The sequence below is a fragment of the Pelomicrobium sp. G1 genome, from assembly GCF_051905455.1.
Classification (GTDB): Bacteria; Pseudomonadota; Gammaproteobacteria; order Burkholderiales; family UBA6910; genus Pelomicrobium.
In genome coordinates, this window is sequence record NZ_JBQACR010000001.1 from 395,076 (window position 1) to 418,980 (window position 23,905).

The 23,905-nt window shown below is 68.7% G+C and carries 22 protein-coding genes; 13 read left to right on the forward strand and 9 right to left on the reverse strand.

All coding sequences use genetic code 11. The features are described 5' to 3' along the window. Nucleotides 1–141: 141 nt before the first annotated feature. On the reverse strand, nucleotides 142–1,527 hold the full coding sequence (locus ACTFO6_RS01965; RefSeq protein ID WP_439932749.1) for a sigma 54-interacting transcriptional regulator: 1,386 nt from the start codon (nucleotides 1,525–1,527) through the stop codon (nucleotides 142–144). 259 nt (nucleotides 1,528–1,786) lie between these two features. Here ACTFO6_RS01965 and ACTFO6_RS01970 point away from each other — a divergent pair, with 259 nt between their 5' ends. The 4 genes from ACTFO6_RS01970 to htpX all read left to right on the forward strand — a co-directional run bounded on the left by ACTFO6_RS01970 (nucleotide 1,787) and on the right by htpX (nucleotide 5,136). Then, complete coding sequence (locus tag ACTFO6_RS01970) at nucleotides 1,787–2,800, forward strand: DUF6352 family protein (protein WP_439932750.1); 1,014 nt, start codon at nucleotides 1,787–1,789, stop codon at nucleotides 2,798–2,800. A 5-nt stretch (nucleotides 2,801–2,805) separates the two neighbouring features. Beyond that, nucleotides 2,806–3,138, forward strand: coding sequence for a DUF3301 domain-containing protein (locus tag ACTFO6_RS01975; protein ID WP_439932751.1), 333 nt, complete (start codon nucleotides 2,806–2,808; stop codon nucleotides 3,136–3,138). Nucleotides 3,139–3,174: 36 nt separating this feature from the next. Beyond that, nucleotides 3,175–4,080 (forward strand): DMT family transporter, encoded by a 906-nt coding sequence (locus ACTFO6_RS01980; RefSeq protein ID WP_439932752.1) that lies wholly within the window; start codon nucleotides 3,175–3,177, stop codon nucleotides 4,078–4,080. Between the two features lie 171 nt (nucleotides 4,081–4,251). Then, nucleotides 4,252–5,136 carry a protease HtpX gene (gene htpX, locus ACTFO6_RS01985; protein WP_439932753.1) on the forward strand — a complete coding sequence of 295 codons (885 nt, stop codon included), beginning with the start codon at nucleotides 4,252–4,254 and terminating at the stop codon, nucleotides 5,134–5,136. Nucleotides 5,137–5,160: 24 nt separating this feature from the next. On the opposite strand, the gene ACTFO6_RS01990 is transcribed toward htpX, so the two are convergent. Next, a complete protein-coding gene (locus ACTFO6_RS01990; protein ID WP_439932754.1) occupies nucleotides 5,161–5,397 on the reverse strand; it encodes a putative signal transducing protein in 237 nt (78 codons plus the stop codon). 52 nt (nucleotides 5,398–5,449) lie between these two features. Continuing rightward, nucleotides 5,450–6,157, reverse strand: coding sequence for an MlaA family lipoprotein (locus tag ACTFO6_RS01995; protein ID WP_439932755.1), 708 nt, complete (start codon nucleotides 6,155–6,157; stop codon nucleotides 5,450–5,452). Nucleotides 6,158–6,273: 116 nt separating this feature from the next. Here ACTFO6_RS01995 and ACTFO6_RS02000 point away from each other — a divergent pair, with 116 nt between their 5' ends. Further along, entirely contained in the window at nucleotides 6,274–7,053 is a 780-nt protein-coding gene (locus ACTFO6_RS02000) for an SDR family oxidoreductase (protein ID WP_439932756.1), read from the forward strand. 130 nt (nucleotides 7,054–7,183) lie between these two features. Continuing rightward, nucleotides 7,184–8,644, forward strand: a complete 1,461-nt coding sequence (gene gabD, locus ACTFO6_RS02005) for an NADP-dependent succinate-semialdehyde dehydrogenase (protein WP_439932757.1) — start codon at nucleotides 7,184–7,186, stop codon at nucleotides 8,642–8,644. An 86-nt stretch (nucleotides 8,645–8,730) separates the two neighbouring features. On the opposite strand, the gene ACTFO6_RS02010 is transcribed toward gabD, so the two are convergent. After that, nucleotides 8,731–9,321 (reverse strand): peroxidase-related enzyme, encoded by a 591-nt coding sequence (locus tag ACTFO6_RS02010; protein ID WP_439932758.1) that lies wholly within the window; start codon nucleotides 9,319–9,321, stop codon nucleotides 8,731–8,733. 184 nt (nucleotides 9,322–9,505) lie between these two features. On the opposite strand from ACTFO6_RS02010, the gene ACTFO6_RS02015 reads away from it, so the two are divergent. Together ACTFO6_RS02015 and ACTFO6_RS02020 are read left to right on the forward strand one after the other, a co-directional pair. Further along, entirely contained in the window at nucleotides 9,506–10,867 is a 1,362-nt protein-coding gene (locus tag ACTFO6_RS02015; RefSeq protein WP_439932759.1) for an NAD(P)H-dependent oxidoreductase, read from the forward strand. A gap of 41 nt (nucleotides 10,868–10,908) precedes the next feature. Continuing rightward, nucleotides 10,909–12,123 (forward strand): cation:proton antiporter, encoded by a 1,215-nt coding sequence (locus ACTFO6_RS02020; RefSeq protein ID WP_439932760.1) that lies wholly within the window; start codon nucleotides 10,909–10,911, stop codon nucleotides 12,121–12,123. 24 nt (nucleotides 12,124–12,147) lie between these two features. Here the strand turns inward: ACTFO6_RS02020 and ACTFO6_RS02025 are convergent, their stop codons facing one another. The 5 genes from ACTFO6_RS02025 to pdhA form a co-directional block, all read right to left on the reverse strand. Further along, nucleotides 12,148–14,619, reverse strand: coding sequence for an SAM-dependent methyltransferase (locus ACTFO6_RS02025; RefSeq protein WP_439932761.1), 2,472 nt, complete (start codon nucleotides 14,617–14,619; stop codon nucleotides 12,148–12,150). A gap of 26 nt (nucleotides 14,620–14,645) precedes the next feature. Further along, the gene (locus tag ACTFO6_RS02030; RefSeq protein WP_439932762.1) at nucleotides 14,646–15,347 is read right to left on the reverse strand and encodes a protein-L-isoaspartate(D-aspartate) O-methyltransferase; all 702 of its coding nucleotides are present in this window, start codon (nucleotides 15,345–15,347) and stop codon (nucleotides 14,646–14,648) included. Nucleotides 15,348–15,520: 173 nt separating this feature from the next. After that, nucleotides 15,521–16,630, reverse strand: a complete 1,110-nt coding sequence (locus tag ACTFO6_RS02035; protein WP_439932763.1) for a dihydrolipoamide acetyltransferase family protein — start codon at nucleotides 16,628–16,630, stop codon at nucleotides 15,521–15,523. A gap of 35 nt (nucleotides 16,631–16,665) precedes the next feature. Then, nucleotides 16,666–17,646, reverse strand: a complete 981-nt coding sequence (locus tag ACTFO6_RS02040; RefSeq protein ID WP_439932764.1) for an alpha-ketoacid dehydrogenase subunit beta — start codon at nucleotides 17,644–17,646, stop codon at nucleotides 16,666–16,668. Further along, a complete protein-coding gene (gene pdhA, locus ACTFO6_RS02045) occupies nucleotides 17,639–18,739 on the reverse strand; it encodes a pyruvate dehydrogenase (acetyl-transferring) E1 component subunit alpha (protein WP_439932765.1) in 1,101 nt (366 codons plus the stop codon). The genes ACTFO6_RS02040 and pdhA overlap by 8 nt, the downstream gene beginning before the upstream one ends. A 219-nt stretch (nucleotides 18,740–18,958) precedes the next feature. Between pdhA and hppD the strand changes: the two genes are divergently transcribed. The 5 genes from hppD to ACTFO6_RS02070 all read left to right on the forward strand — a co-directional run bounded on the left by hppD (nucleotide 18,959) and on the right by ACTFO6_RS02070 (nucleotide 23,806). Continuing rightward, nucleotides 18,959–20,002, forward strand: coding sequence for a 4-hydroxyphenylpyruvate dioxygenase (gene hppD / locus ACTFO6_RS02050; RefSeq protein ID WP_439932766.1), 1,044 nt, complete (start codon nucleotides 18,959–18,961; stop codon nucleotides 20,000–20,002). Between the two features lie 12 nt (nucleotides 20,003–20,014). Continuing rightward, nucleotides 20,015–21,142, forward strand: a complete 1,128-nt coding sequence (locus tag ACTFO6_RS02055) for a homogentisate 1,2-dioxygenase (protein WP_439932767.1) — start codon at nucleotides 20,015–20,017, stop codon at nucleotides 21,140–21,142. Further along, nucleotides 21,139–22,137, forward strand: coding sequence for a fumarylacetoacetate hydrolase family protein (locus tag ACTFO6_RS02060; protein WP_439932768.1), 999 nt, complete (start codon nucleotides 21,139–21,141; stop codon nucleotides 22,135–22,137). Before ACTFO6_RS02055 ends, ACTFO6_RS02060 begins: the two co-directional genes overlap by 4 nt. An 18-nt stretch (nucleotides 22,138–22,155) precedes the next feature. Further along, the gene (gene maiA / locus ACTFO6_RS02065; protein ID WP_439932790.1) at nucleotides 22,156–22,830 is read left to right on the forward strand and encodes a maleylacetoacetate isomerase; all 675 of its coding nucleotides are present in this window, start codon (nucleotides 22,156–22,158) and stop codon (nucleotides 22,828–22,830) included. Nucleotides 22,831–22,894: 64 nt separating this feature from the next. Further along, nucleotides 22,895–23,806 carry a hypothetical protein gene (locus ACTFO6_RS02070; protein ID WP_439932769.1) on the forward strand — a complete coding sequence of 304 codons (912 nt, stop codon included), beginning with the start codon at nucleotides 22,895–22,897 and terminating at the stop codon, nucleotides 23,804–23,806. Nucleotides 23,807–23,905: the final 99 nt, after the last annotated feature.

A 23,905-nucleotide genomic window follows, 5' to 3' on the forward strand; every position in this document is an offset into this window, starting at 1 on the left:
CATAAAACAATTGGATAGCCAGATAGGCCGACGAGCCTGGTGGGCCACCGCCGTCGCCTAGGCGCGACGGGATCGCCCGGTGCGGTCGCAAGGTATTGATTCAGAGATTATTTTGCGTCGCCGGGGGGCGACGCCCCGGCTTCAAGCGCCGGATTCTTCTCCCGGCGCCACATCCGGCAGGTGATCGTATTTGAACATGCCGGGCTGGAGGTTCGCCCGGCGCAGGAGGCGATAGAACTCGGTGCGATTGCGCTGAGCGAGGCGCGCCGCTTCGGCCACGTTGCCCCGGGTGAGCTTGAGAAGCTGGATCAGGTAATCCCGCTCGAACCGGGCTTTCGCCTCGGCGTAGGAGAGGACCTCGGTCGGGTTCTCCCGCAGGGCCCGGGTCACCAGGGCGACCGGCACCACCGGCGTCGTGGTGAGGGCGCAGCATTGCTCCACCACGTTGGCGAGCTGGCGGACATTGCCGGGCCAGGGGGCCGTCATCAGGGCGTCCAGGGCCTCCGGAGCGAAGCCCGTGATCTCCTTGCGGTACTTGGGGGCGAGCAGGTGCAAGTAGTGGTTGGCCAGCAGCGGGATGTCCTCCCGGCGCTCGGCGAGGGGCGGAAGGCGCAGGGTCACTACCGCCAGCCGGTAATAGAGGTCCTCCCGGAAACGCCCTTCCTCCACCGCCTGGCGCAGGTCCCGATGGGTGGCGGAGACGAAGCGCACGTCCACCTGGGTGGCCTGGGTGGTGCCCACCGGCCGCACCTCCCGATCCTGGAGCACCCGCAGCAGCTTCACCTGCAGGGGCGTGGGCATGTCCCCGATCTCGTCCAGGAACAAAGTTCCCCGGTGGGCCGTCTGGATCAGCCCGGTGTGGGGCCGGTGGGCGCCGGTGAAGGCCCCCTTCACGTGGCCGAACAGTTCCGACTCCAGGAGCGGCTCGGGTATCGCCCCGCAGTTGATGGCCACGAACGGCCCTCCGCGGCGGGGGCTCGCCCGGTGGATCGCCCGGGCGAGCAGCTCTTTTCCGGTGCCGCTCTCGCCCTGGATCAGCACCGCCGCGTCCCCGGCGGCCACCATCTTGGCCTCCGACAGCACGGTGCGCACGGCCGCGCTGCGGGTGATGATGTCGCGGCACCATTCGTCGTCGCCCCCGGGCGCCGTGCCGCCGGAGAGCTGGATCGCCTGGGCCACTTTGGCGAGCAGCACCTCCGGGTCGTAGGGCTTGGTGAGGTAGGCGAACACGCCGCTCGCCGTCGCTTCCACCGCGTCGGGAATGGTGCCGTGGGCGGTGAGCACGATGACCGGCAGGGAGGGATCCGAGGCCCGGATCGACTGGAACAGGGCCATCCCGTCCAGGCCCTGGAGCTTGAGGTCGGTGACCACCACGTCGGGCCGCGCCAGCGCGAGGCGCGAGAGGGCCGCCTCCGCGCTTTCGACGGCGGTCACGGCGTAGCCCGCCGACGCAAGCCGCGTGCTCACCAGCTTGAGCAGCGCGGGGTCGTCGTCCACCAACAAGACGCTCGGGCGCTTTGCGGCCATCTTTGCCGGACCGGTCCAATGGGGATGGGGCGAAAGAAGAGCATGCTAGAATAATGCCCGCGCGCCCTTTCGGGAAGCACGCCGGGAAGGAGCGTTCGTTCCCGTCCCGCCGGCTCGATGGGCTTCAATCCGATGCGGAGGGCCAATGGCCAACAAAAAGCCGCTCCTCACCGATGGAGACGGGTAAATAGGCTCGGCGCCGCCCACGGAGACCGCTTCTTCCGTTCCCGGCGGTGCTTTCTCCCGCCGTTCTCCATCCATGACGGACTTCTGGACCCATTGCGGCTACCACCTGCTCGAGCGCGACGGCGCCGGGCGGTTGCGGGTCACCGACGACTTCCTGCGGGCCTACCTGGCGCGGCCGGAGCTCGCGCCGGTGCCGGAGTCCTGTCCCGCCGAACGGGCGCTGCACGAAGCCCTCGTGGCGAGCCCCCGGCGGGAGGTCCCCGAGGCCGAGCTCGAGGCCGTCGCTGACCAAGACGCCCGGGAGAACTACCGGCTATTCCTGCGCTTCCGCCGGCGCCTGCTGGCCGCCGAGACCCTGGAGGCGGGCTACCTCGCCCTCTTCCGGGAGCCTAACGTGAGCGTGCCGCCCCTCTTCGTGCGCCAGCTCACCCAGGTCATCCTGCGCGGCATCCTGGAAGGCACGGCGGACGCCCTGCAGGCCCGGGCCGCGGAGCTGTTCTTCCGCCCGCAGAAGATCCGGCTCCAGGAAGGGCGGGCCATGGCGGCCGACCTGGAGACGGTGGAGCTGCACGCCACCACAGGCGGCTTCGGTTCCCTGGGAGAGCTCCTGGTGCAGTCCAGGACCCCCGTGCGCACCATCGAGCTGGACGTCTTGTCCGAAGAAAGCGCCTCGGCGTACTGGGAACGGGACGAGCGCTTCGATACCGTCCTGCCCCTGGGGCCGGCCCAGCCGGGGGCCCGGGCGCTCGCCCGGGTGATGGAGCGCTGGGTCGAGCACTTCCACGGGGTTCGCGTGCGCATCCGGCCCCTCGGGCGCATCGAGGACGAGCGCTGGAGCTGGCACGTGGGGCTCGACGCGGAGGCGAGCGGCATCCTGAACGACCTATACCGGGGCGTGGAAGTGGAGGAGCGGCGGCTCGAGCGTCTTCTCTGCCTTTTCCAGCTCGAGTTCGAGAATCCGGCCGACATGCTGGCTCCGGTGGCCGGCCGGCCGGTCTACCTGGGGCTCGCCATGGACGAGGGGGAAGTGCTGCGCATGAAGCCCCAGAATCTGCTGGTGAACCTGCCCCTCGCCCGTCGCGTGTGACCGCCATGACCTGGGAGATTCTCGCCTTTGTCGTGCTCGCGGCGGGGCTCGTGTTCTGGTACGACGCCCTGCGGGCCCGGGAGGCGGCCCTCAAGGCGGGAAAGGCCTTGTGCGAGCGGGCCGGGGTCCAGCTCCTGGACGAGACGGTAAGCGTGGCTGCTCTGGGCCTTGGCCGGGATGCCGACGGGCGGCTCGCCATCCGCCGGCGCTACCGCTTCGAATACAGCGATACCGGGAACAACCGCCGGGAGGGGCGCATCGTCCTGCTCGGCACCCGGGTGCTGGAGGCGCGCCTGGAATGGGGAGGCGACGGGCCATGGCTCCAGGCGATCCACTGATCCTCCTCGGCCCGGGTTCCGCGTGATCTCCGGGCCATGAACGGGCCCGGGCGCTTTCCGAGGGCGTCGCCCTACCTCCTGCTCGTGGCCGCCACCCTGTTCTGGTCGGGCAACTTCGTGCTGGCCCGGGCGATGCGCGAAGCGATCCCGCCCCTCGCCATGGCCTTCTGGCGCTGGTGCGGTGCGGCGCTCCTGCTGCTCCCGTTCGTTGCGCCCCGGGTGTGGGCCCAGCGCCGCCTGGTGTTCGGCCATCTTCCGGTGCTCGTGGCCCTGGGCATCTTCGGGGTGGCCGGGTTCAACACCCTGGTCTACACGGGCCTGCAGTCCACCACCGCCACCAATGCCGTGCTGCTCAATTCGTCGATCCCGGTGGCCATCATGGCGTTGTCATGGGCATTCCTCGGCGAAAGGCTTGCCTGGCGCCAGGCGCTGGGGGTGGCCGTATCCCTCGTCGGGGTGCTGGCGATCGTGACCCGGGGGGAGCCGCAAACACTGCTCGAGGTGCGGCTCGCCGAAGGCGATCTGTGGGTGCTGGCGGCGGTGGTCTCCTGGGCGGTCTACACCGTCCTCCTGCGGGCGCGGCCGCCGGGACTGGATCCCCTGGCGTTCCTGGGGGTGATCGTGCCGGCGGGGGTGGTGGTGCTGCTACCCCTCTATCTATGGGAGCTGGGGGCGGGGAAGATGATGGAGTTGAGCGCCGCGACAGTGGCGAGCCTCGCCTATTTCGCCGTTTTCCCTTCGATCTTGTCCTACCTGTGCTGGAACCGGGCGGTGGCGGAAGTGGGCCCGTCCCGGGCGGGGCTCTTCATCCACTTGATGCCCGCCTTCGGGACACTGCTTTCCGTGGCGTTCCTGGGCGAGGAACCCCAGCTCCATCAAGGCGTAGGAATCGGATTGATCCTAGGTGGGATCGCCCTGACGGTGCGCGGTACCCTGCGCTGAGGAGACGACGGGAGCGATACGCGGGCGGGGGATGCAGGCGCTACAATACGCTCCGCCGGACCGGGCTGCCGCGCGGACGGAGTTCTAACTTATTGAACTTCGGCCCTTCCGACCCAATCTAAGGAGGGGTCGTGCAAGCCCCGGAAAAGATCAACTCAAGGGAGTGGTTCGATGGTCAAGCGCATCTTCCTGTTTCTGGTGACCAACCTGGCCGTCATCGTGGTGTTGGGTATCGTGCTGCGGCTGCTCGGGATCGATTCGTACCTAGCCCAGCAGGGCGGCCTCAACTACACCGCCCTGCTGGTCTTTGCCTCGGTGTTCGGCTTCGGCGGCGCCTTCATCTCCCTCGCCATGTCCAAGTGGAGCGCCAAGCGCATGACGGGGGCCGTGGTGATCGAGGAGCCGAGAACCGAGCTGGAGCGCTGGCTGGTGGAGACGGTGCGCCGCCAGGCCCAGGCAGCCGGCATCGGCATGCCGGAGGTGGCGATCTACGAGGCTCCGGACGCTAACGCCTTCGCCACAGGCATGAGCAAGGACAACGCCCTGGTGGCGGTCAGCACCGGCCTGCTCCACAAGATGAGCCGCGATGAGGTGGAAGCGGTGCTGGGCCACGAGGTCAGCCATATCGCCAACGGCGACATGGTGACCCTCGCCTTGATCCAGGGCATCGTCAACACGTTCGTCATCTTCCTGGCGCGGGTGGTGGGCAATATCGTGGACAAGGCGGTGTTCAAGACCGAGAACGGGCACGGCCCGGCCTTCTGGATCACCAGCATCCTGGCCGAGATCGTGTTCGGCATCCTCGCCAGCATCATCGTCATGTACTTCAGCCGGCAGCGGGAGTTCCGCGCCGACCGGGGCGGCGCCCAGCTCGCGGGCCGCGACAAGATGATCGCGGCGCTGGAGCGCCTGAAACGGGTCTATGAGGAGCCCCACCTGCCTGACCAGATTGCCGCGTTCGGCATCTCCGGGCGCACCGGCGGGGGCTTGAAGCGCCTGTTCATGTCCCACCCGCCCCTGGACGAGCGCATTGCGGCGCTGAAGGCGGGGGTGTGAAGGAAGGGGATCGGGGCAACCCGGTCAGAGGGGCGGGGGAACTTCGATGGCCAGTTGCTCCCGGAGGATTTCGGCGCAGCGCTCCGCGTCCCGGCGGTCCACCATCAAGCGCATCTCCCCCAGGGTGGTCACCGGCAAGAGGCTGCCGAAGTTCTCGCCGGCCACGTAGTAGCGGATTCCCTGGGCGTCCAGGTGCAGCTTGATGAGCGCCAGCGCCTGCACGTCGGGCGGGCGGTAGAGCTCGACGTAGTCGGTGTCCATGGGCGGCTTCGGCTTCACTGCGGGATTGGGTTCATCCCGCCCGATCCCGGTTTCATTCTTCTTCCTCCAGCTTCGGCGGCCGGCCGTCCCGAATGAGGCTTTCCCGGCGCTGGAGGTAGGCGTCGCGCACGAAGACGTAGCGGTCCAGGGCCGCCTGCTCCAGCAGGTCTTCCGTCCCCAGCAGGTCCGCCCGGACCTGGATGAACCTTAGCACGCCGAGTCCCCCGGCCACAGCGTCGTCCTCCACGTAGCTTACCGGCCATGCGTAGAAGTCGCCGACGATGCCCGCCGTGTCCCGCGGGAACGTGCTGGGCCCGAGGATGGGCAGCACCAGGTACGGCCCGGCGGGAAGGCCCCAGTAGCCCAGGGTCTGCCCGAAATCCTCGTTGCGCTTTTCCACCCCCAGCTCGGAGGCCACGTCCATGAGGCCGCCCAAGCCCAGGGTCGTGTTCACCATGACGCGGCCGGCGTCGTTGACCGCGTCATGCCATTTCATCTGCAGCGTATCGTTCACGAAGACGATGACGTCCCCCAGGTTGGCGAAGAAGTTGCGCACGCCCTTGCGCACCTGCACGGGCACGGTGTTCCGGTAGACCTCGGCGACGGGCTTGGCGATCTTTTCGTCGAAATCCTGGTTGAACTGGAACATTTCCCGATTGAAGGGCTCCAGCGGATCGCGGCGGTCGGGGGCGGTGGCGCAGGCGGAGAGGAAACCCAGGGCGGCGAAGCTCGCGAGGCGCAGGAGGGAGCTGGAGGGCATGAACCGTTCCTTTTCTTGTTCCCGACCGCCGATTATAGCAATAGGGCCGCTCCCCCGCCTTCCGGACGGGCCCGGTGCCGAACCATAATGACGGTTTTTCGAAAGGAGCATCCCCCATGGACCTGGGAATCCGCGGACGCAGCGCGCTGGTGTGCGCCTCGAGCAAAGGACTGGGACGGGCCTGCGCCTTCTCCCTCGCCCGGGAAGGGGTGGAGGTGACCCTAGTGGCCCGCACCCGCGAGCCGCTGGAGCGCACCGCGGAGGAAATCCGCGCCGCCACCGGCGTGGGGGTGACGGCGGTGGCGGTGGACATCACCACGGCGGAAGGCCGCTGCGCGGCCCTCGCCGCCTGCCCCGCCCCGGACATCCTGGTGAACAACGCGGGCGGCCCGCCCCCGGGCGATTTCCGCGACTGGACCCGGGAGGACTGGATCGCCGCCCTGGACGCCAACATGCTGACTCCCATCGAGCTCATCAAGGCCACCGTGGACGGCATGATCGCCCGGCGCTTCGGACGTATCGTCAACATCACCTCCAGCGCGGTGAAGGCCCCCATCGACATCCTGGGGCTCTCTAACGGCGCCCGCGCGGGGCTCACCGGGTTCGTGGCTGGCCTCGCCCGCAAGACCGTGCGGCACAACGTCACCATCAACAACCTGCTGCCGGGACCCTTCGATACCGAGCGGCTTCGGGCCACCATCGCCCATGCGGCCCAGGTGGCGGGGAAGAGCGTCGAGGAGGTTCGCGAAGAGCGCATGCGAGCGAACCCGGCGGGGCGCTTCGGCGATCCCGGCGAGTTCGGTGACCTGTGCGCCTACCTGTGCAGCGCCCAGGCGGGCTATATCACCGGTCAGAACATCCTGATCGACGGCGGGGCCTACCCGGGCACCTTCTGAGGCTCCCTCCGCCCGGGAACCCTGGCGCCCGCACCGTTCGCCAGGACGGGAGGCAGGCCCGAATCCGGCCGCTCCGACGCGATGTAAAATATAAACGTTTCTTCCGGATTCAAGCTCATGGGGTACTGCCATGCTCACCCTCAAGGATTCATCCCTGCTCAAGAACCGCTGCTACGTCGACGGCGAATGGATCGAGGCCGATAGCGGCAAGACCTTCCCGGTGCGCAATCCCGCCGACGGGTCCGAGCTGGTCCGGGTCCCGGACATGGGCGCCCAGGAAACCCGGCGCGCCATCGAGGCGGCGAACGCCGCCTGGCCGGCCTGGCGCGCCAAGACCGCCAAGGAGCGCTCGGCGGCGCTCAAGCGCTGGTACCAGCTCATCATGGACAACCAGGAAGACCTGGCGCGCCTCATGACTGCCGAGCAGGGCAAGCCCCTCGCCGAGTCCCGGGGCGAGATCGCCTACGGGGCGTCCTTCGTGGAGTGGTTCGCCGAGGAGGCGAAGCGCATCTACGGCGACGTGATCCCCCAGCATCAGCCGGACAAGCGCCTCGTCGTGATCAAGCAGCCAGTGGGCGTGTGCGGGGCGATCACCCCCTGGAACTTCCCCAACGCCATGATCACCCGCAAATGCGCTCCGGCCCTGGCGGCGGGCTGCACGGTGGTGGTGAAGCCCGCCGAGCAGACGCCCCTTTCGGCCCTGGCCCTGGCCGAGCTTGCCCACCGGGCCGGTATCTCCAAAGGGGTGTTCAACGTGATCACGGGGGACGCGCCTACCATCGGGCGGGAGCTGTGCGCCAGCCCCCTGGTGCGCAAGATCACCTTCACCGGCTCCACCGAGGTGGGGCGGCTGCTCATGCGCCAGTCGGCGGACACAGTGAAGAAGATCTCCCTGGAGCTGGGGGGCAACGCGCCGTTCATCGTCTTCGACGACGCGGACCTGGACGAAGCGGTGGAAGGCGCCATGGCGTCCAAGTACCGCAACACCGGCCAGACCTGCGTGTGCGCGAACCGCATTTTCGTGCAGGACCGGGTGTACGACGCCTTCGCCGCCAAGTTGCGGGAGAGAATCGTGGGCCTCAAGGTGGGCAGCGGTTTCGAGGAGGGCGTGCAGCAGGGGCCTCTCATCGACGCCCAGGCCCTCGCCAAGGTGGAAGAGCACATCGCCGACGCGGTGGCCAAGGGGGCGAAGGTGGCGGTGGGCGGCCGCCGCCACCCGCTCGGCGGCACCTTCTTCGAGCCCACCCTGCTCGTGGAAGTGAAGCCCGGCATGAAGCTCATGCAGGAGGAGACCTTCGGTCCCGTGGCGCCCCTCGTTCGCTTCGAGACCGAGGAAGAAGTCATCCGGCTCGCCAACGACACCGAGTTCGGGCTCGCCTCCTACTTCTACGCCCGCGACATCGGCCGCATCTGGCGGGTGGCGGAAGCGCTGGAATTCGGCATGGTGGGCATCAACGCCGGGATCATCTCCAACGAGGTGGCGCCCTTCGGCGGGATGAAGCAGTCGGGACTGGGCCGGGAAGGATCCAAGTATGGCATCGACGAGTTCGTCGAGATCAAGTACCTGTGCCTGGGCGGCATCGACCGGTAATTCCGGGGAGCAAGGCGTCAAAAAATTGTTGGCCTACAGTGGCACAGAGGGAATCTTTTTTTCTTTGTGCCTCCGCGTCTCCGCGGTCAACTCTTCTTTTCCGGCGGCACGCGTCCCAGCAGATAGAATTCCTCGTTCGGCCGCAGGTTGATCAGGTTGGCCATGCGGTTGGACAGGGCGAAGAAAGCCGCGATTGCCCCGATGTCCCAGATGTCCTCGTCGGAAAACCCATGGGAGCGCAGCACGGCGAAGTCCTCGTCCCCGATCCGGTGGGATTCCTGGGCCACCCTTAGGGCGAAGTCCAGCATGGCCTTCTGCCGCGCCGTGATGTCCGCCTTGCGGTAATTGACAGCCACCTGGTCGGCGATCAAGGGGTTCTTCGCCCGGACGCGCAGGATCGCGCCGTGGGCCACGACGCAGTACTGGCACTGGTTGGCGCCGCTGGTGGCCACCACGATCATTTCCCGCTCGGCCTTGGTGAGGCCGCCTTCCTTTTCCATCAAGGCGTCGTGGTAGGCGAAGAACGCTCGGAACTCCTCCGGCCGGTGGGCCAGGGCGAGGAATACGTTGGGGACGAAGCCAGCTTTCTCCTGTACCTTCAGGATGCGGGTGCGGATGTCCTCCGGCAGGTTTTCGAGGTCGGGAACCGGATAACGGCTGATGGGGGAGTTCGACACGGACGTGCTCCTTTCAACGACTGGCGATCGTGCAGGAAAAGGCGACGCGCGGGCAAGGGGGAAGCGAGGGCGCATCGGGTGACGGAGCCCTCCCTTCTACAGTAACATACCGCCGCCCGTTCGCCGCCCCCACCAGGGGCCGCTTCCTGCTCCCTCTCGATCCGATGGCGAGGAACCCTGCTCCATGAATCTTCATCGATTGCTGCTTGAGCGCGCCGCCCAAAGCAAGCCGGTGCGCGTCGCCCTGGTCGGCGCCGGGAAGTTCGGTGCCATGTTCCTGTCCCAGGCTCCCAGGACGCCGGGGCTGCACGTGATCGGGGTGGCCGATCTGTCGCCCCAGCGGGCGCGGGAGGCGCTGGCGCGGGTGGGCTGGCCTCAGGTCCGGTACGCCGCCCCCTCGGCGGATGCGGCCCTCGCCACCGGCGGCACCTGGATCACCGACGACGCCCTGTCCTTGATCGCCGCGGGCCCAGTGGAGGTGGTGATCGATGCCACCGGGGATCCTGCCGCCGGCATCCGTCACGTGCTGGCGTGCTGCCGGCACGGCAAGCACGTCGTCATGGTGAACGTGGAGGCCGACGCCCTGGCCGGGCCGCTGCTCGCGCGTCGGTGCCGGGAGGCGGGCGTCCTCTATTCCCTGGCCTACGGCGACCAGCCGGCTCTCATCTGCGAGCTGGTGGACTGGGCCCGGAGCGCGGGGTTCGAAGTGATCGCCGCGGGCAAGGGGACCAAGTATCTCCCCGAGTACCATCGCTCCACGCCCGACACGGTCTGGGGCCATTACGGCTTCAGCCCCGAAATGGTGGCCCGGGGGGACTTCAACGCCCGGATGTTCAATTCCTTCCTGGACGGCACCAAGTCGGCCATCGAGATGGCGGCCGTGGCCAACGCCGCGGGCCTCGTCCCCGCCCCCGAGGGGCTTTCTTTTCCGCCTTGCGGCGTGGACGAGCTGCCCCAGGTGCTCAAGCCCCGCAGCGAGGGCGGGACACTCCACCACCGGGGGCAGGTGGAGGTGGTGTCCAGCCTCCTGCGGGACGGCCGGCAGGTGCGCCGGAGCCTGCGCTGGGGCGTGTACGTGACCTTCGCCGCCGACAGCGACTACGTGCGCCGCTGCCTCCGGGAGTACGGCCTGATCACCGATGCGAGCGGCAATTACGCCGCCATGTACAAGCCGTACCATCTGATCGGGCTGGAACTGGCGATCAGCGTCGCGTCCGTGGCCCTGCGCCGGGAGCCCACGGGCGCGCCCGTGGACTTCCTCGGCGACGTGGTGGCCAGGGCCAAGCGGGATCTCCGGGCGGGTGAGACGCTGGACGGGGAAGGGGGGCACACCGTGTATGGACACTTGCTGCCCGCCCGAGATTCCCTCGCCCTGCAGGGACTCCCCATCGGCCTGGCCCACGGGGCGAAGCTCAAGCGCCCAGTGGCGGCCGACGACCTGATCACCTGGGGTGACGTGGAGCTTACGGACGGCGAGGCGGTCCGTTTCCGCCGGGAGATGGAACAGATCTTCGCGCCGCCGGCGGTCCGACCCGCGGCCAGGTGATCCGGCGGGCGGCGCGGGGCACCCCTTCCAGAAACCTCTCCATGTCCTTGGACTTCCTTCCGGCGTGGCCACCGGAGATCAACACGCTGGTGATTTTCGGCCTGGTGCTGTGGGCCGGCCTGGTGGGGGGCGAGATCGCCCACCGCAGCCGCTACGTGCCGCGCATCACCGGCTATATCGCCATCGGCTTCCTGCTTGGGCCCAGCGTGCTGGACGTCTTCACCCGTTCCATGGTGGCGGGCGCCGGGATTTTCGTCGACACAGCCCTCGGCCTCATCCTGTTCCAGATCGGCCGGCGGCTCCACGTCCCGTCCCTGCGCAACGACCGGGCCGTGCTGGCGACCGCCTTGGCGGAATGCTTCGCCTCCTTCGCCGCCGCCTACTGGGTGCTCGCCGCGTTCGACTTTCCCCCCGTGCACGCCGCCATCGCCGCCGCCATCGGCATTTCCTCTTCGCCCGCGGTGATGCTGCTGGTGATGCGGGAGTTCGACGCCCAGGGCCCGGTGAGCGACCGGGCCCTCACCCTGATCGCCATCAACAACCTCCTGGCATTTTTCTTCTTCATCGCGATTCTGCCCTGGTTGCACCAGGAGCAACAGGCCGATTGGGTGGTGGCGGTCCTGCACCCCCTGTACCAGGTGGCCGGGTCGCTGCTCCTCGCCTACGTCCTCGCCCACCTCACCATCCGGCTCGGCCAGCTCATCGGGCATCGGGACAGCGCCCAGTTCGCCTTGCTGGTGGGGGTGATCGTCCTGGCGGTGGGCACGGCCCAGGCGCTCCATGTGTCTATCCTGCTCACGCTCCTCGCCCTGGGGGTCCTGTGCCGCAACCTGGACCGGCGCCAGGCGCTCCTGGAGGTGGAGTTCGGCCACGGGGGCGACATCTTCTTCGTGGTGCTGTTCGTGGTGGCGGGCGCCAACCTGCACCTGGAAGAGCTCGCCCGGGCGGGCCTGCTGGCGGTGGCCTTCGTCCTCGCCCGCTTCATTGCTAAGTCCGCCGTCGTGTTCGTGGCGGGCCGGTATTCGGGACTTTCCCCGGCCCAGGCTTTCGGGCTGGGGCTCTCCCTCGTGCCCATGGCGGCCATGGCTATCGGCCTGCTTAAGATGACCGAAGAGCTCTACCCCGGGATCACCGCGTCCCTGACCACCACCGTGCTCGCCGCCATCGCCATCCTGGAGACGGTGGGTCCCCTGGCCGCCCTCTGGGGCCTGCGCCTGGCAGGGGAGATCAAGCCGGACGCGCGGTTGGATCATTAAATTGAAGCGGAAAACACCGAAAATCTAGTTCCGTCGCGGCAAGCTGGCGGCGGCGAGGAGATAGAGGGTGAGCGCCGCCAGCACCACTACCGTGAACCCCGCGTGCACGGCGAGAAGGCTCGCGGCAACGGCGCCCACCACCGAGGCGCAGCCGTTGATGGCCCAGGCCCACGGTACCCAGTGTCCCCAGTGCCGGGACACGCGGGCGAGGCCGAGGGGAAAGGGCATGCCCATGGGAAAGGCGATCGGAGCGATGAGGGCCAGAGCGAGCGCGATGCGGCCCGGGTCGGGCAGCCCGATCCCATGATCGGTGAGGAGCGGCAGCGCCATGAGAGCGAGCGCCGCGCCGGCACAAAGCAGGAGCACCGCCCGCCAGAGGGGATCCGGGCGGCGGCCCGGCTCCCGGGTGTAGCGAGCGGCGAAGCGGCTTCCCAAGCCGGCGAACAACAGGAAGCCGGCTAGAGCGACGGCCACCGCGTACAAGGGGTGGCTCAGAAACAGGGTGAGCTTCTGGATGAAGGCGATTTCCATCAGCATGAAGGCGAGCCCCACCGCGGCGAAGTACGTGGCGATCCGCCAGGCCGGCGCAGCCCGGGCGGACACCGGTCCCGGCCGCAGAAACTTGAGCGGCAGCAGGATCAGCACGGCGCTCGCCAGCAGGGCCTGGAGCAGGGTGGCGACCAGAACCGGATAGCCCCAGTCGATGGGCGGCAGCGCCCCCTGGCGGCGCAGCGTCAGGAATTCGGGCGCCGAGCGCCACTTGAAGGAATTGAAGAAATAGGGCCGGTCGTCGGTGGCCGGCGCGATGGCGAACTTGTACCGGGCGAGATAGGCGTCCCGGTCGGGGGAAAGGAGCGCCTGGGCCCCTTCGTAGTACCAAGGCTGGGGTAGGACCGTGTAGCGGTTGGCTTCGGTCCGCTCCATGCCGGGGAAATAAACCGGGTCGAACGACCGGGTGCGGCAGAAGGCCCGGATGCGTTCCACTTCTTCGGCGCTGAAGCTCCCGTTCTTCACTAGCAGGGTTACGGTCCGCCATCCCCGGACCATGGCAAGTTGGCGGCCGGGATCGGCCACGCCCGCGCGCTCCAGGCCGACGACGGCGGTGGCGAAGAGCTTGAGCGCGTCACGGGGTGGAACCGTGGCCCAGCGGGTGATGGCCAGCAGCCCGCCGGGCCGCAGCCGGGCGAGATAAGCCTCCAAAGCCTCCACCGTGTAGAGATAGCTTTCGGCCAGGGCGTGCAGGCCCGCGCTGGAGGCGCCGAAGGCGTCCAGGAGGGTCAACTGGATCAGGTCGTAATGGTTCCGGTCCCTCGCCACGAAGCTCCGCGCTTCGGCGAGATGGAGGCGCACCCCGGAGAGATGGTAGGGCCGCCCCGAGAACTCGGCGTAGCGGCGCTCCACCAGCTCCACCACCTGGGGGTTCAGCTCCACCGCATCTACTGAGCGGGCGCCGTGGTAATGGGCCTGGAGCAGGTCGGTGCCGGTGCCGGCGCCCAGTACCAGCACGGCGGGTCGCACCACCAAGTGATAGGGAAGTGCCCAGGTGACGAAGTCCAGGTATTCGAGGGACTCGCGCCCGCCGTCGAAGCGGTCGATAGCGTGGGGCCCGTCCCCATCGATGAACACGGCGAGCTGGAACGGGGGCCCCTGGGGCGCGTTCAGGGACGACCCGGGCGCGTGGCGCAGAGGCACCACCGAATTCTCCACCACGCTCACCAGGCCCAAAGGGGAAGAGGTCTCGAAGTCCAAGTGCGCGCCCTGGACGTCCAGGGCCTGGGCCAGGGGTTTGTACTCGGAGAGCTTGAGCCGCGTGAGCCCGTCCGGCAGTCCCGCGGCGCCGGCGATGACGAGGGCGAGGAGGGCGGCGCCCAGGCGCGGCCGGCCCAGCCGGAAGGCACCGGCCGCCGCGGCCGCGCCGCCGGTGCCGGCGACCAGACCCAGGGCCTGTCCGGGAGCGAGGGCGAACAGGGCCGCCACGATGCCGAGGCTGCCGCAGGCGCCCCCCAGAATGTCGAAGCTGTACACCCGCGGGATCTCGGCGCCGAAGCGGGTGAGGGTCAGGCACACGCACACCGCGGCGAAGAAGAAGGGCAGGGCGAGCAGGGCGTAGGCCGCTGCCAGGCGCGCGAGCTGGCGGCCGGTCCAGGCGAGCTCCAAGGGGTTGAACCCTACGTGCTGGGCCGCCAGGCCGCAGAAGAGGGCGGTCGAGCCGAAGAGGGCCGCCGCGACGACGAAGGCGAGATCATAGCGCCGTTCCAGCGGTGCCCGCAGCGCGCTCACCACAGATCCCGCGGCCCCGTAGCCCAGCAGCGCCACGCTGATGATCATGTAGGCGAAGTGGTGCCACAGGACGATGGAGAAAATGCGGGTAAGCAGCACCTCGTAGGCGAGGGCCGCGGCGGAGACCAGGGCGACGGCGAAGAGCGGGGGAGTGCCGGAGGAACGGGAAACGGGGGGCGCTGGATGAGGGAGGAGGGAGCGAGCGTCATCAAACATTCTTTGCGGCGCTCAGCTAGCCCGGGCTAGTGACCTCCCACGAGGGGCACGAACCTCACCGGCAGGATCTGGCGGCTCTCGACGGTTCCCTCGGCGTTCTTGCGCACCAGCATCAAGTGCTGGGTGAGGAAGGGCGCGCCGACCGGGATTACCATGCGTGCCCCGGGCTTGAGCTGGCGCACCAGGGACGGCGGGATGTGGCTTGCCGCGGCGGTGACGATGATGGCGTCGAAGGGCGCTTCCTCCGGCCAGCCGTAATAGCCGTCGCCCAGGCGCACCCGCACCTGGCGGTAGCCCAGACGCTTGAGCCGCTCATCGGCCGTGCGTCCCAGAGGCTCGATGATCTCGATGGTAAAGACCTGGGCGCTCATCTCCGCCAACACCGCCGCCTGGTAGCCGGAGCCGGTGCCCACTTCCAGCACCTTGTGGCCCGGTTTCACCTCCAGCAGATCGGTCATCAGGGCCACGATATAGGGCTGGGAGATGGTCTGGCCGTGGCCGATGGGCAGGGGTCGGTTCTCGTAGGCGTAGGGCGCCTGGCCCGAAGGGACGAATTGGTGGCGGGGCACCCGGGCGAGCGCCGCCATGACTTTGGCATCGAGCTTGGTGCGGCCGGTCTCGGCCGCAGTCAGGGCGGCCATCCGGGCCACCTCCTCCACCATGCGCCGGCGCAGGGCGTCGTAACGCTCGTCTGCCTGGGCCGCCTCTAGCGCGAACCACAGAGGCATGGAGGCACAGAGCAGAAGAAAAGATTTCTTTAACGCAGAGGGCGCAAAGGGTGCGAAAGAAAATCCCGAAAAGAGGAAATCGTTTTTGCTTTGCGCGCTTCGCGCCCTTTGCGTTTCGGAAAAATCGCTCTCCCTCTGTGCCTCCGCGCCTCCGTGGTTATTCCGGTGATTCATCACGCCGGCTTTTCCAGGTCCGCGATCACGGCCGCCAGGAAGCGGCCCGCCTCCCCGCCGGTGACGGTGCGATGATCGAAGGTGAGGGACAGGGGCAAGAGGCGGTGCACGGCGGGCCGGTCTTGCACCGCCACCACTGCCTCCCGGATACGCCCGGCGCCCAGGATGGCCACCGTGGGCGGCAGCACCACGGGCGCGGCGTAGCGGCCGGCGATCATGCCGAAGTTGGAGAGAGTGATGGTGTTGCCCCTCAGGTCCTCCGGCGGCACGCGCCGGGCCTTCATGTCTTCCACCAGCTTGTCGATGGCTTTGCGCAGCGCCGGGGGTTCCATCTTGTCCACGTTGCGGATCACCGGGACGAACAGGCCGTCCGGCGTGTCCACCGCCAGCCCCAGGTGCACGTCCTTCACCAGCCAGCGGGCCATGGCCTGGGCGTCGTACCAGGCGTTGAGCGCCGGCTCGGCGCGGCAGCCGGCCACCAGGGCCCGGATCAGGCGCACGGTGACGTCCTCCCCCGGCCGCCAGGCGTGGATGTCGGCGTCTTCCACCAGGGTGGCCGAGGCCACCTCGGCGTTGGCCAGGGTCATGTTCTGGGCCATGGCGCGCCGCACGCCCCGCAGCACCTCCCGCGGCCCCGCCTCGGCCAGGATGCGCGCCACCCGCTGCACGTCGGCCGCCGTGATCAAGCCGTCCGGGCCGGTGGGGGTGACCATGGCGAGATCCACCTGGAGCTTCTGGGCCAGGGCCCGCACCGCCGGGGTCGCCTTGATGCCGCCGCCCGCCGGCCGGGCCACCAGCCCCGGGGCCTCCTCCACCACCGGACGCTGCTGCGCGGGCATCTGGCCCACCACGGTGCCCGCGTCCTCTTCGGCGGCTTCCCCCTCGAAGCCGACCAGGGGCGCCCCCACGTGCACCACTTCCCCGGGCTCTCCGAAGCGCTTGGCGATGCGCCCGGCGTAAGGCGCGGGGATGTCCACGATGGCCTTGGCGGTTTCCACGGACACCAGGGGCTGGTCGGCCTGTACCTGGTCCCCCTCTTGGACGTGCCACTGGGCGATCTCCGCCTCGTGCAGTCCCTCCCCCAGGTCGGGAAGCTTGAAGATCCTCATCGTGCCTCTGGGTCTCTGCGGTTCAACCTTTCGCGTTACGCGAATTTGAGCGTCTTGCGCACGGCGGCGACGATGCGCTCCACGTTGGGCATGTACTGGTACTCGAGCCGGGCGAGGGGTACCACCACGTCGTAGCCCGTGACCCGCTCCACCGGGGCGAGGAGGCTGAGAAGGCCACGCTCGGCGAGGCCCGCCACGATCTCGGCGCCGAAACCTCCGGTGCGCGCTGCCTCGTGGACGATGACGCAGCGGCCGGTGCGGGCGACCGACGTCAGGATGGTGCTCAGATCCAGGGGCTTGAGGGTGGCCACATCGATCACCTCGCAGGAGATCCCTTCCGCCGCCAGGGTGTCGGCGGCCGCCAGGGTCTCGTGCACCGTAGCGCCCCAGGAGACCAGGGTCACGTCGCTGCCTTCCCTCAGGGTGAAGCACACGTCCAGGGGGAGAGCCTCCCCGTTGTCCGCCACCTCCTGGCGGAACAGGCGGTAGAGGCGGGTGGGCTCAAGGAAGATGACCGGATCGGGGTCGCGGATCGCGGCGAGGAGCAGCCCGTAGGCCCGCTGGGGAGACGAAGGAATGACCACCCGCAGCCCGGGTACGTGGACGAAGAAAGCCTCCACGCTCTCCGAGTGGTGCTCCGGCGCATGGATGCCGGCGCCGCACGGGGAGCGCAGCACCATGGGGCAGGAGAGGCGTCCCCGGGTGCGATGGCGCATGCGGCTGGCATGGTTGACGATGTGGTCCAGGGCCGGGTAGATGAAGCCGGTGAACTGGATCTCTGCTACAGGCTTGAGGCCCTGGGCCGCCATGCCCACCGAGATCCCGGCGATGGCGGTTTCCGCCAAGGGCGTGTCCAGCACCCGCTCGGCGCCGAAGCGCGCGAGCAGCCCCACGGTGGCGCGGAACACGCCGCCGTTCACCCCCACGTCCTCCCCCAGCACGATGACCGCGGGGTCCCGGGCCATCTCCCAGGCGAGGGCCATGTTGATGGCTTCCACCATGGTGACTTCAGCCATCCCTGCCCTCCTCGGAAGGGGCGGTCCGCGGCGCGAAGGCGAGGGCGATGGCGCGCTGCTCTTCCAGCGCGGCGGGCAGCGCCGCGTAGAGGCAGTCGAACATCTGTTCCGGCCCCGGCGGCCGGATCGCCAGGAACTCGTCCACCGCCGCCTGCACTCGACGGGCGCATTCCTTTTCCAGCGCCTCTTCCTGCTCCCGGTCCCAGGCGCCGCAGCGGGCGAGGTAAGCCCGCAGCCGGGACAGGGGCTCCTCCGCCCAGCGGGCCTTCACCGCTTCCGCGTCCCGGTAGCGGCTGGCGTCGTCGGCGGTGGTGTGATCCCCAAGCCGGTAGGTGAGGGCCTCGATCAGGGTGGGGCCGCCGCCGGCGCGGGCCTTGGCCAGGGCCTCACCCACGGCGTGGCGCACCGCGATCACGTCGTTGCCGTCCACCTGCTCGCCCGGGATGCCGGCGGCGACGGCCTTCTGGGCCAGGGTTTCGGCGGCGGTCTGGCGGGCGCGGGGCACCGAGATGGCCCACTGGTTGTTGTTGATCACGAACACCGCGGGCAGCCGCCACACGCCGGCGATGTTGAGGGCCTCGTAGAAATCGCCCTTGGAGGTGGCGCCGTCGCCGAACACGGCCACCGCCACCCGGGGCTCGCGCCGGTACTGGAAGGCGTAGGCCACCCCCGCAGCGTGGCACACCTGGCTGGCGATGGGGACGCAGATGGGAAAGTCGTGGGGCGGGCCGGAGAAGTCCATCCCGCGCTCGTCCCCGCTCCAGTAGAGGAGGATTTCGGTCATGGTGACGCCGCGGAGAAACTGGGCGCCGTATTCCCGGTACGCGGGGAGCAGCGCGTCCTCGGGGCGCATGGCGCTGCCCACGCCCACGCTTACCGCCTCCTGCCCCAGAGAAGAGGCGAAGGTGCCCAGGCGCCCGGTGCGCTGCAGGGCGATGGCTTTGGCGTCGAAGGCGCGGGTGAGGGCCATCGTCCGGTACAGGGGGATCAGGTTCCGGGGATCGGCGGCGAAGGGGGGAAGGGGCTGCACCACGCGGCCCGCAGGGTCCAGAAAGCGCCGGAATTGGACTTGGAACGTGGCGACGACGCTCAAGCGCTACCTCCTCAGCATGAGGGAGACGAAAAACGCGGATCTCTTGCCGTTAGACGCCTTTTTGCTCCGCTGGTTGGCTATCACAGGCAACGCCCGCGGTGCGGTTTCACCCAGCCGAATCCTAGCATACGTCCTTCCCGCGTCGGGACGAACGAACGGGGGAGGGAAAAGTCAAACGAAAAGAAAACCATTGGCTTCGTCTGGCGCGAAAGGGGCACGATGACCGGGGAACAGCCCAATCCCGTGGGTACCGACGGTTTCGAGTTCGTCGAGTACACCGCCCCCGATACCCGCAGCCTCGCCGAGCTGTTCGAGCGCATGGGATTCTCGCCCGTCGCCCGCCACCGCTCCAAGGACGTGGTGCTGTACCGCCAGGGCGACATCAATTTCATCCTCAATCACGAGCCCCACAGCTTCGCCCAGGCCTTCGCCCGGGTCCACGGACCGTCCGTGTGCGCCTTCGGCATCCGCGTGCGGGATGCTCAGGCCGCCTTCCAGCGGGCGCTGGCGCTGGGCGCGAAGCCCTATTACGGTCCGGTGGGACCGGGGGAGCTCACCATCCCGGCGATCCGGGGCATCGGCGGCAGCCTCATCTACCTGGTGGACCGCTACGGCGACACCACCATCTACGACGTGGACTTCGTCCCGGTGGACGCGCCCCCAGTGCCTTCCGCGGGGCTCACTGCCGTCGACCATCTGACCCACAACGTGCACCGGGGCCGCATGGACCAGTGGGCTCGGTTCTACGAGCGGCTGTTCGGTTTCCGCGAGATCCGCTACTTCGACATCCACGGGATCGCGACGGGGCTCAAGTCCCGGGCCATGGCGAGCCCCTGCGGCAAGATCCGCATCCCCATCAACGAGTCCGCCGATGACAGGTCCCAGGTGGAGGAGTATCTTGCCGCCTATCGGGGAGAGGGGATCCAGCACATCGCCCTGGCCACCGGCGACATCTGCGCCAGCGTGGGGCGGCTGCGGGTGCGGGGCATTCGCTTCCTGGAAGTGCCAGGGGCCTACTACGACGCGCTGGACGAGCGGCTTCCCGGCCACGGGGAGGACCTGGAGCGGTTGCGGCGCGACGGCATCCTGATCGACGGCTCCCCCCAGGAAGGATGGCTGCTGCAGATCTTCACCGAAACCGTGATCGGGCCCATCTTCTTCGAGCTGATCCAGCGCAAGGGCAACGAGGGCTTCGGCGAAGGCAATTTCCGCGCCCTGTTCGAGGCGATGGAGCGGGAGCAGATCGCGCGGGGAGCGCTCTAGGGAGTCCTTCCTATGGCCAAGTGGATCACCTTTCCTCGAGTCGAGGGCGTCGCTTCCCGCCAGGCCCACGCTGATCTGCCGCCGGGCACCTACGAGCGGGAGCTGGGCCGGGAGGGGTTCTACGGGCCTTCCACCCAAATGTACCATCGCCATCCACCCACCGCCTGGAGCCGGTTCGAGGGGCCCCTGCGGCCGCGGGCTTTCGACACCAACCGGCTGGAACGGGGGAGCGCCTCTCCCTGGGACGCAACCTTGCTGCTGGCGAACCCCCATCTGCAACTGCGGCTGTGGCGGGCCGAAGGCGTCATGGATCACCTGGTGCGCAACGCCGACGGGGACGAGCTCGCCTTCGTCCATGAAGGCGCCGGGGACCTCTTCTGCGACTACGGCCGTCTGGCGTTTCGGGACGGGGACTACATCCTCCTTCCCCGAGGCACCCTGTGGCGCATCGAGGCGAGCGGCCCGGTGGTGCTGCTCCTCCTGGAAGCGACCAACGAGAGCTACCGGCTGCCGGAAAAGGGCATCGCCGGCGAGCACGCAGTGTTCGACCCGGCGGCGCTCGACGTGCCGGCCATGGACGAGGCCTTCCGCGCCCAGCAGGGGGAGACCGAGTGGCGCGTGGTCATCAAGCGGCGGGGAGCCCTCTCCACCCAGACCTTCCCCTTCAACCCCCTGGACGCAGTGGGCTGGCACGGCACCCTGGCCCCGGTGCGCATCAACTGGCGGGACCTGCGCCCGTTGATGAGTCACCGGGCCCACCTGCCCCCCTCGGCCCACACCACCTTCGTCGCGCCCCGCTTCGTGGTGTGCACCTTCTGCCCGCGCCCGCTGGAATCGGACCCCGGGGCCCTCAAGGTGCCCTTTTTCCACAACAACGACGACTACGACGAGGTGCTCTTCTACCACCGGGGCGAGTTCTTCTCCCGGGACAATATCCGCCCCGGCATGATCACCTTACACCCCTCGGGCTTCACCCACGGGCCCCATCCCAAGGCCTTCGCCGCCGCAGCGGCCCGCAGGGAGACCAACGAGGTGGCGGTGATGGTGGATAGCCGGGACGCCCTGGACGTGACCCCCGCCGCGGAGATGATCGAGTGGCGGGAGTACGTGGACTCCTGGAAGGACTTCGCCAAGCCGTGAAGCTCGGCAGCCTCAGGTCCGGCGGGCGGGACGGGACGCTCGTCGTCGTGTCCCACGACCTAACGACGGCGGTCCCGGTGCCGGAAATCGCCCCGACCCTCCAGGCGGCCCTGGACGACTGGGAGGCCTGCTGCCCGGCCCTCGGTTCGGTCTACCGGCTGCTCAACGAGGGCTGCATGCCCGGCGCTTTCCCGCTCGATCCGGAAGCCCTGGCGGCGCCCCTGCCCCGGGCTTACCAGTGGCTGGACGGGAGCGCCTACCTCCCCCACGTGGCGCGGGTGCGGCGGGCGCGGGGCGCGGAGATGCCCCCCAACTCGGAAACGGACCCCCTCATGTACCAAGGGGGCTCGGACGGCTTCCTCGGCCCCCACGACCCCATTCTCGCCGAGTCGGAGGACTGGGGCATCGACTTCGAGGCGGAAGTGGCGGTGATTACAGACGACGTGCCCATGGGGGCCGGCCCCGCCGAAGCGGGCGAGCAGATCGTCCTGCTGGTCCTGGTGAACGATGTGTCCCTGCGCCACCTGATTCCCGCGGAGCTGGCCAAGGGGTTCGGCTTTCTCCACGGCAAGCCCGCGAGCGCCCTTTCCCCGGTGGCGGTCACCCCCGACGAGCTGGGTGCGGCTTGGGACGGCGCCCGGGTCCATCTGCCCTTGCGGGTCCAGGTCAACGGGACCCTCTTCGGCGCTCCCGAGGCGGGGGAGGACATGACATTCGACTTTCCGGCCCTCGTGGCCCATGCCGCCCGGACCCGGCGCCTGGGCGCCGGCACCCTCGTCGGCTCGGGAACGGTGTCCAACGCCGACCCTTCCCGCGGCTTCTGCTGCATCGCCGAGAAGCGGGCCCAGGAGCTGATCGAGACCGGCGCGGCCCAGACCCCTTATCTCCGGTTCGGCGACCGGGTGCGCATCGAGATGCTGGACGCGGAAGGGCGGTCCATCTTCGGGGCGATCGACCAGGAAGTACAGCCTTATCGCCGGGGACAGGGAAGTTGATAGATGGGGGACCCTGTGCTGCAGCTCTACACCTACCACCGCAGCTCCGCCGCTTACCGGGTGCGCATCGCGCTTCACCTGAAGGGACTCGAGTACCAGCCCCGGTTCGTCCATCTCGTCCGCGGCGAGCAGCACCGCCCGGAACACCGGGCCCTCAATCCCCAGGGGTTCGTGCCGGTGCTGGTGGACGGGGACCGGGTGCTCACCCAGTCCCTGGCCATCATGGAATACCTGGAGGAGCGCCACCCGCATCCGCCCCTGCTGCCGGCGGATCCCTGGGGGCGGGCCCGGGTGCGGTCCCTGGCCCAGACCATCGCCTGCGACATCCATCCGCTCAACAACCGGCGGGTGCTGGTGTACCTGGAGGCGTCCCTGGGCCTGGGGGAAGAGGCCCGGCGCCGGTGGGTCTGCCACTGGATCGCCGAAGGGCTCTCTGCCCTGGAGGCCCTGCTCTCGAAGGACGCCGCCACCGGGCCCTACTGCCATGGGGATCGGCCGACCCTGGCCGACGCCTGCCTTGTGCCCCAGCTCTATAACGCCCGGCGCTTCGGGTGCGATCTCGCGCTGTATCCCGCCCTAGGGGCCATCGCCGAGCGTTGCGAGGCGCTTCCCGCGTTCCAGGCGGCTGCCCCCGAGCGGCAGCCGGACGCTTCGCCTGGGAAGTCTCCCACCCCGGAAAGAGGAGGGCGGTAAACCAAGCCCCGGCGATGGGGGTCAAATACTTAAGGGATTTGACCCAAAGAATGGGAGGAGCGCCGTGCTCGCGGGCGAACTTCAGGATTACGCCGCACGCCGGGGACTTGCGGGGCTCACCGCGCCTTCCCTTCAGGCGATCCAGGCGGGGCGGCCCGGCTATAGCGTCGAGCGAGGCAAGGAATTCCTGAGGTTCCAGAACCGGATCAACCGGGAGCTGCTGACCCACCGGGTCATCACCCGCAACGCCTATACCGCCTGGTTCAAGCGGGGGGAGCAGAACGAGGCCCAGATCCGGGCCTTCGTCGTTCAGTTCTCCGTGTTCTCCAACCAGTTCCTGGTGGCCCAGCTCCACAAGATGATCAACGCCGACACCCTGGAGGGCATGCGGGCTTCCAAGGAGATCCTGGCCAACGAGATCGGCGTGATCTTCAACCCCCACGGCGCCCGGCGGCCGGCGGAAATCCAGGACTACGATCCCGACAAGGTGGGCACCGAGGGCACCGTCCAGGGCGGTACCTTCCGCTTCGAGGCGGGCCACTTCGAATGGCTCTACCAGATCGCCCGCAAGCTGGGGCTTCGCTTCGACGAGATCGGCAAGCGCCGCCACGGGACCGCTTCCACCCTCTTCTTCTGCGACGAGCTCATCCGGCTCTACGGGAGCGAGGACTACGCGGTTTCCCAGGTGGCGAGCTACGCGGTGGAGAACTGGGCGTCGGCGGGCTTCTGGGAGGAGCTGATCGAGGGCTTGAAACGCTACAACGAGCGCCACGGCGCCGACCTGCCCCTGGGCTTTTTCGTCTGGCACAGCCGGCTCGAAGCCCAGCACGCGCGCCACACCCAGGAGGAGCTGGAGGAATACTACTTCCAGAACCCTCTCGACGAAGACGCTTTCATCCGCTACGGCAACGAAATGCTGGACGCGGTGGCGGCCTTCTGGGACGGCCTGGACGAGCAGCGCAAGCGGCTCGCATAGAGAGAATCCGCGCCGGGCGGCGTGCATAAGTTCACAAACCTTTGGCACTCCTTCGAAGCGGGAGGAGCGCCTTGCAAGTGCATCATGTCGGGTACCGGG

Coding starts and splice junctions, on each gene's coding strand:
- ACTFO6_RS01965 (WP_439932749.1), bottom strand. CDS start 1,527: ATGGCCGCAAAGCGCCCGAGCGTCTTGTTGGTGGACGACGACCCCGCG.
- ACTFO6_RS01970 (WP_439932750.1), top strand. CDS start 1,787: ATGACGGACTTCTGGACCCATTGCGGCTACCACCTGCTCGAGCGCGAC.
- ACTFO6_RS01975 (WP_439932751.1), top strand. CDS start 2,806: ATGACCTGGGAGATTCTCGCCTTTGTCGTGCTCGCGGCGGGGCTCGTG.
- ACTFO6_RS01980 (WP_439932752.1), top strand. CDS start 3,175: ATGAACGGGCCCGGGCGCTTTCCGAGGGCGTCGCCCTACCTCCTGCTC.
- htpX (WP_439932753.1), top strand. CDS start 4,252: ATGGTCAAGCGCATCTTCCTGTTTCTGGTGACCAACCTGGCCGTCATC.
- ACTFO6_RS01990 (WP_439932754.1), bottom strand. CDS start 5,397: ATGGACACCGACTACGTCGAGCTCTACCGCCCGCCCGACGTGCAGGCG.
- ACTFO6_RS01995 (WP_439932755.1), bottom strand. CDS start 6,157: ATGCCCTCCAGCTCCCTCCTGCGCCTCGCGAGCTTCGCCGCCCTGGGT.
- ACTFO6_RS02000 (WP_439932756.1), top strand. CDS start 6,274: ATGGACCTGGGAATCCGCGGACGCAGCGCGCTGGTGTGCGCCTCGAGC.
- gabD (WP_439932757.1), top strand. CDS start 7,184: ATGCTCACCCTCAAGGATTCATCCCTGCTCAAGAACCGCTGCTACGTC.
- ACTFO6_RS02015 (WP_439932759.1), top strand. CDS start 9,506: ATGAATCTTCATCGATTGCTGCTTGAGCGCGCCGCCCAAAGCAAGCCG.
- ACTFO6_RS02020 (WP_439932760.1), top strand. CDS start 10,909: ATGTCCTTGGACTTCCTTCCGGCGTGGCCACCGGAGATCAACACGCTG.
- ACTFO6_RS02025 (WP_439932761.1), bottom strand. CDS start 14,619: ATGTTTGATGACGCTCGCTCCCTCCTCCCTCATCCAGCGCCCCCCGTT.
- ACTFO6_RS02030 (WP_439932762.1), bottom strand. CDS start 15,347: ATGCCTCTGTGGTTCGCGCTAGAGGCGGCCCAGGCAGACGAGCGTTAC.
- ACTFO6_RS02035 (WP_439932763.1), bottom strand. CDS start 16,630: ATGAGGATCTTCAAGCTTCCCGACCTGGGGGAGGGACTGCACGAGGCG.
- ACTFO6_RS02040 (WP_439932764.1), bottom strand. CDS start 17,646: ATGGCTGAAGTCACCATGGTGGAAGCCATCAACATGGCCCTCGCCTGG.
- hppD (WP_439932766.1), top strand. CDS start 18,959: ATGACCGGGGAACAGCCCAATCCCGTGGGTACCGACGGTTTCGAGTTC.
- ACTFO6_RS02055 (WP_439932767.1), top strand. CDS start 20,015: ATGGCCAAGTGGATCACCTTTCCTCGAGTCGAGGGCGTCGCTTCCCGC.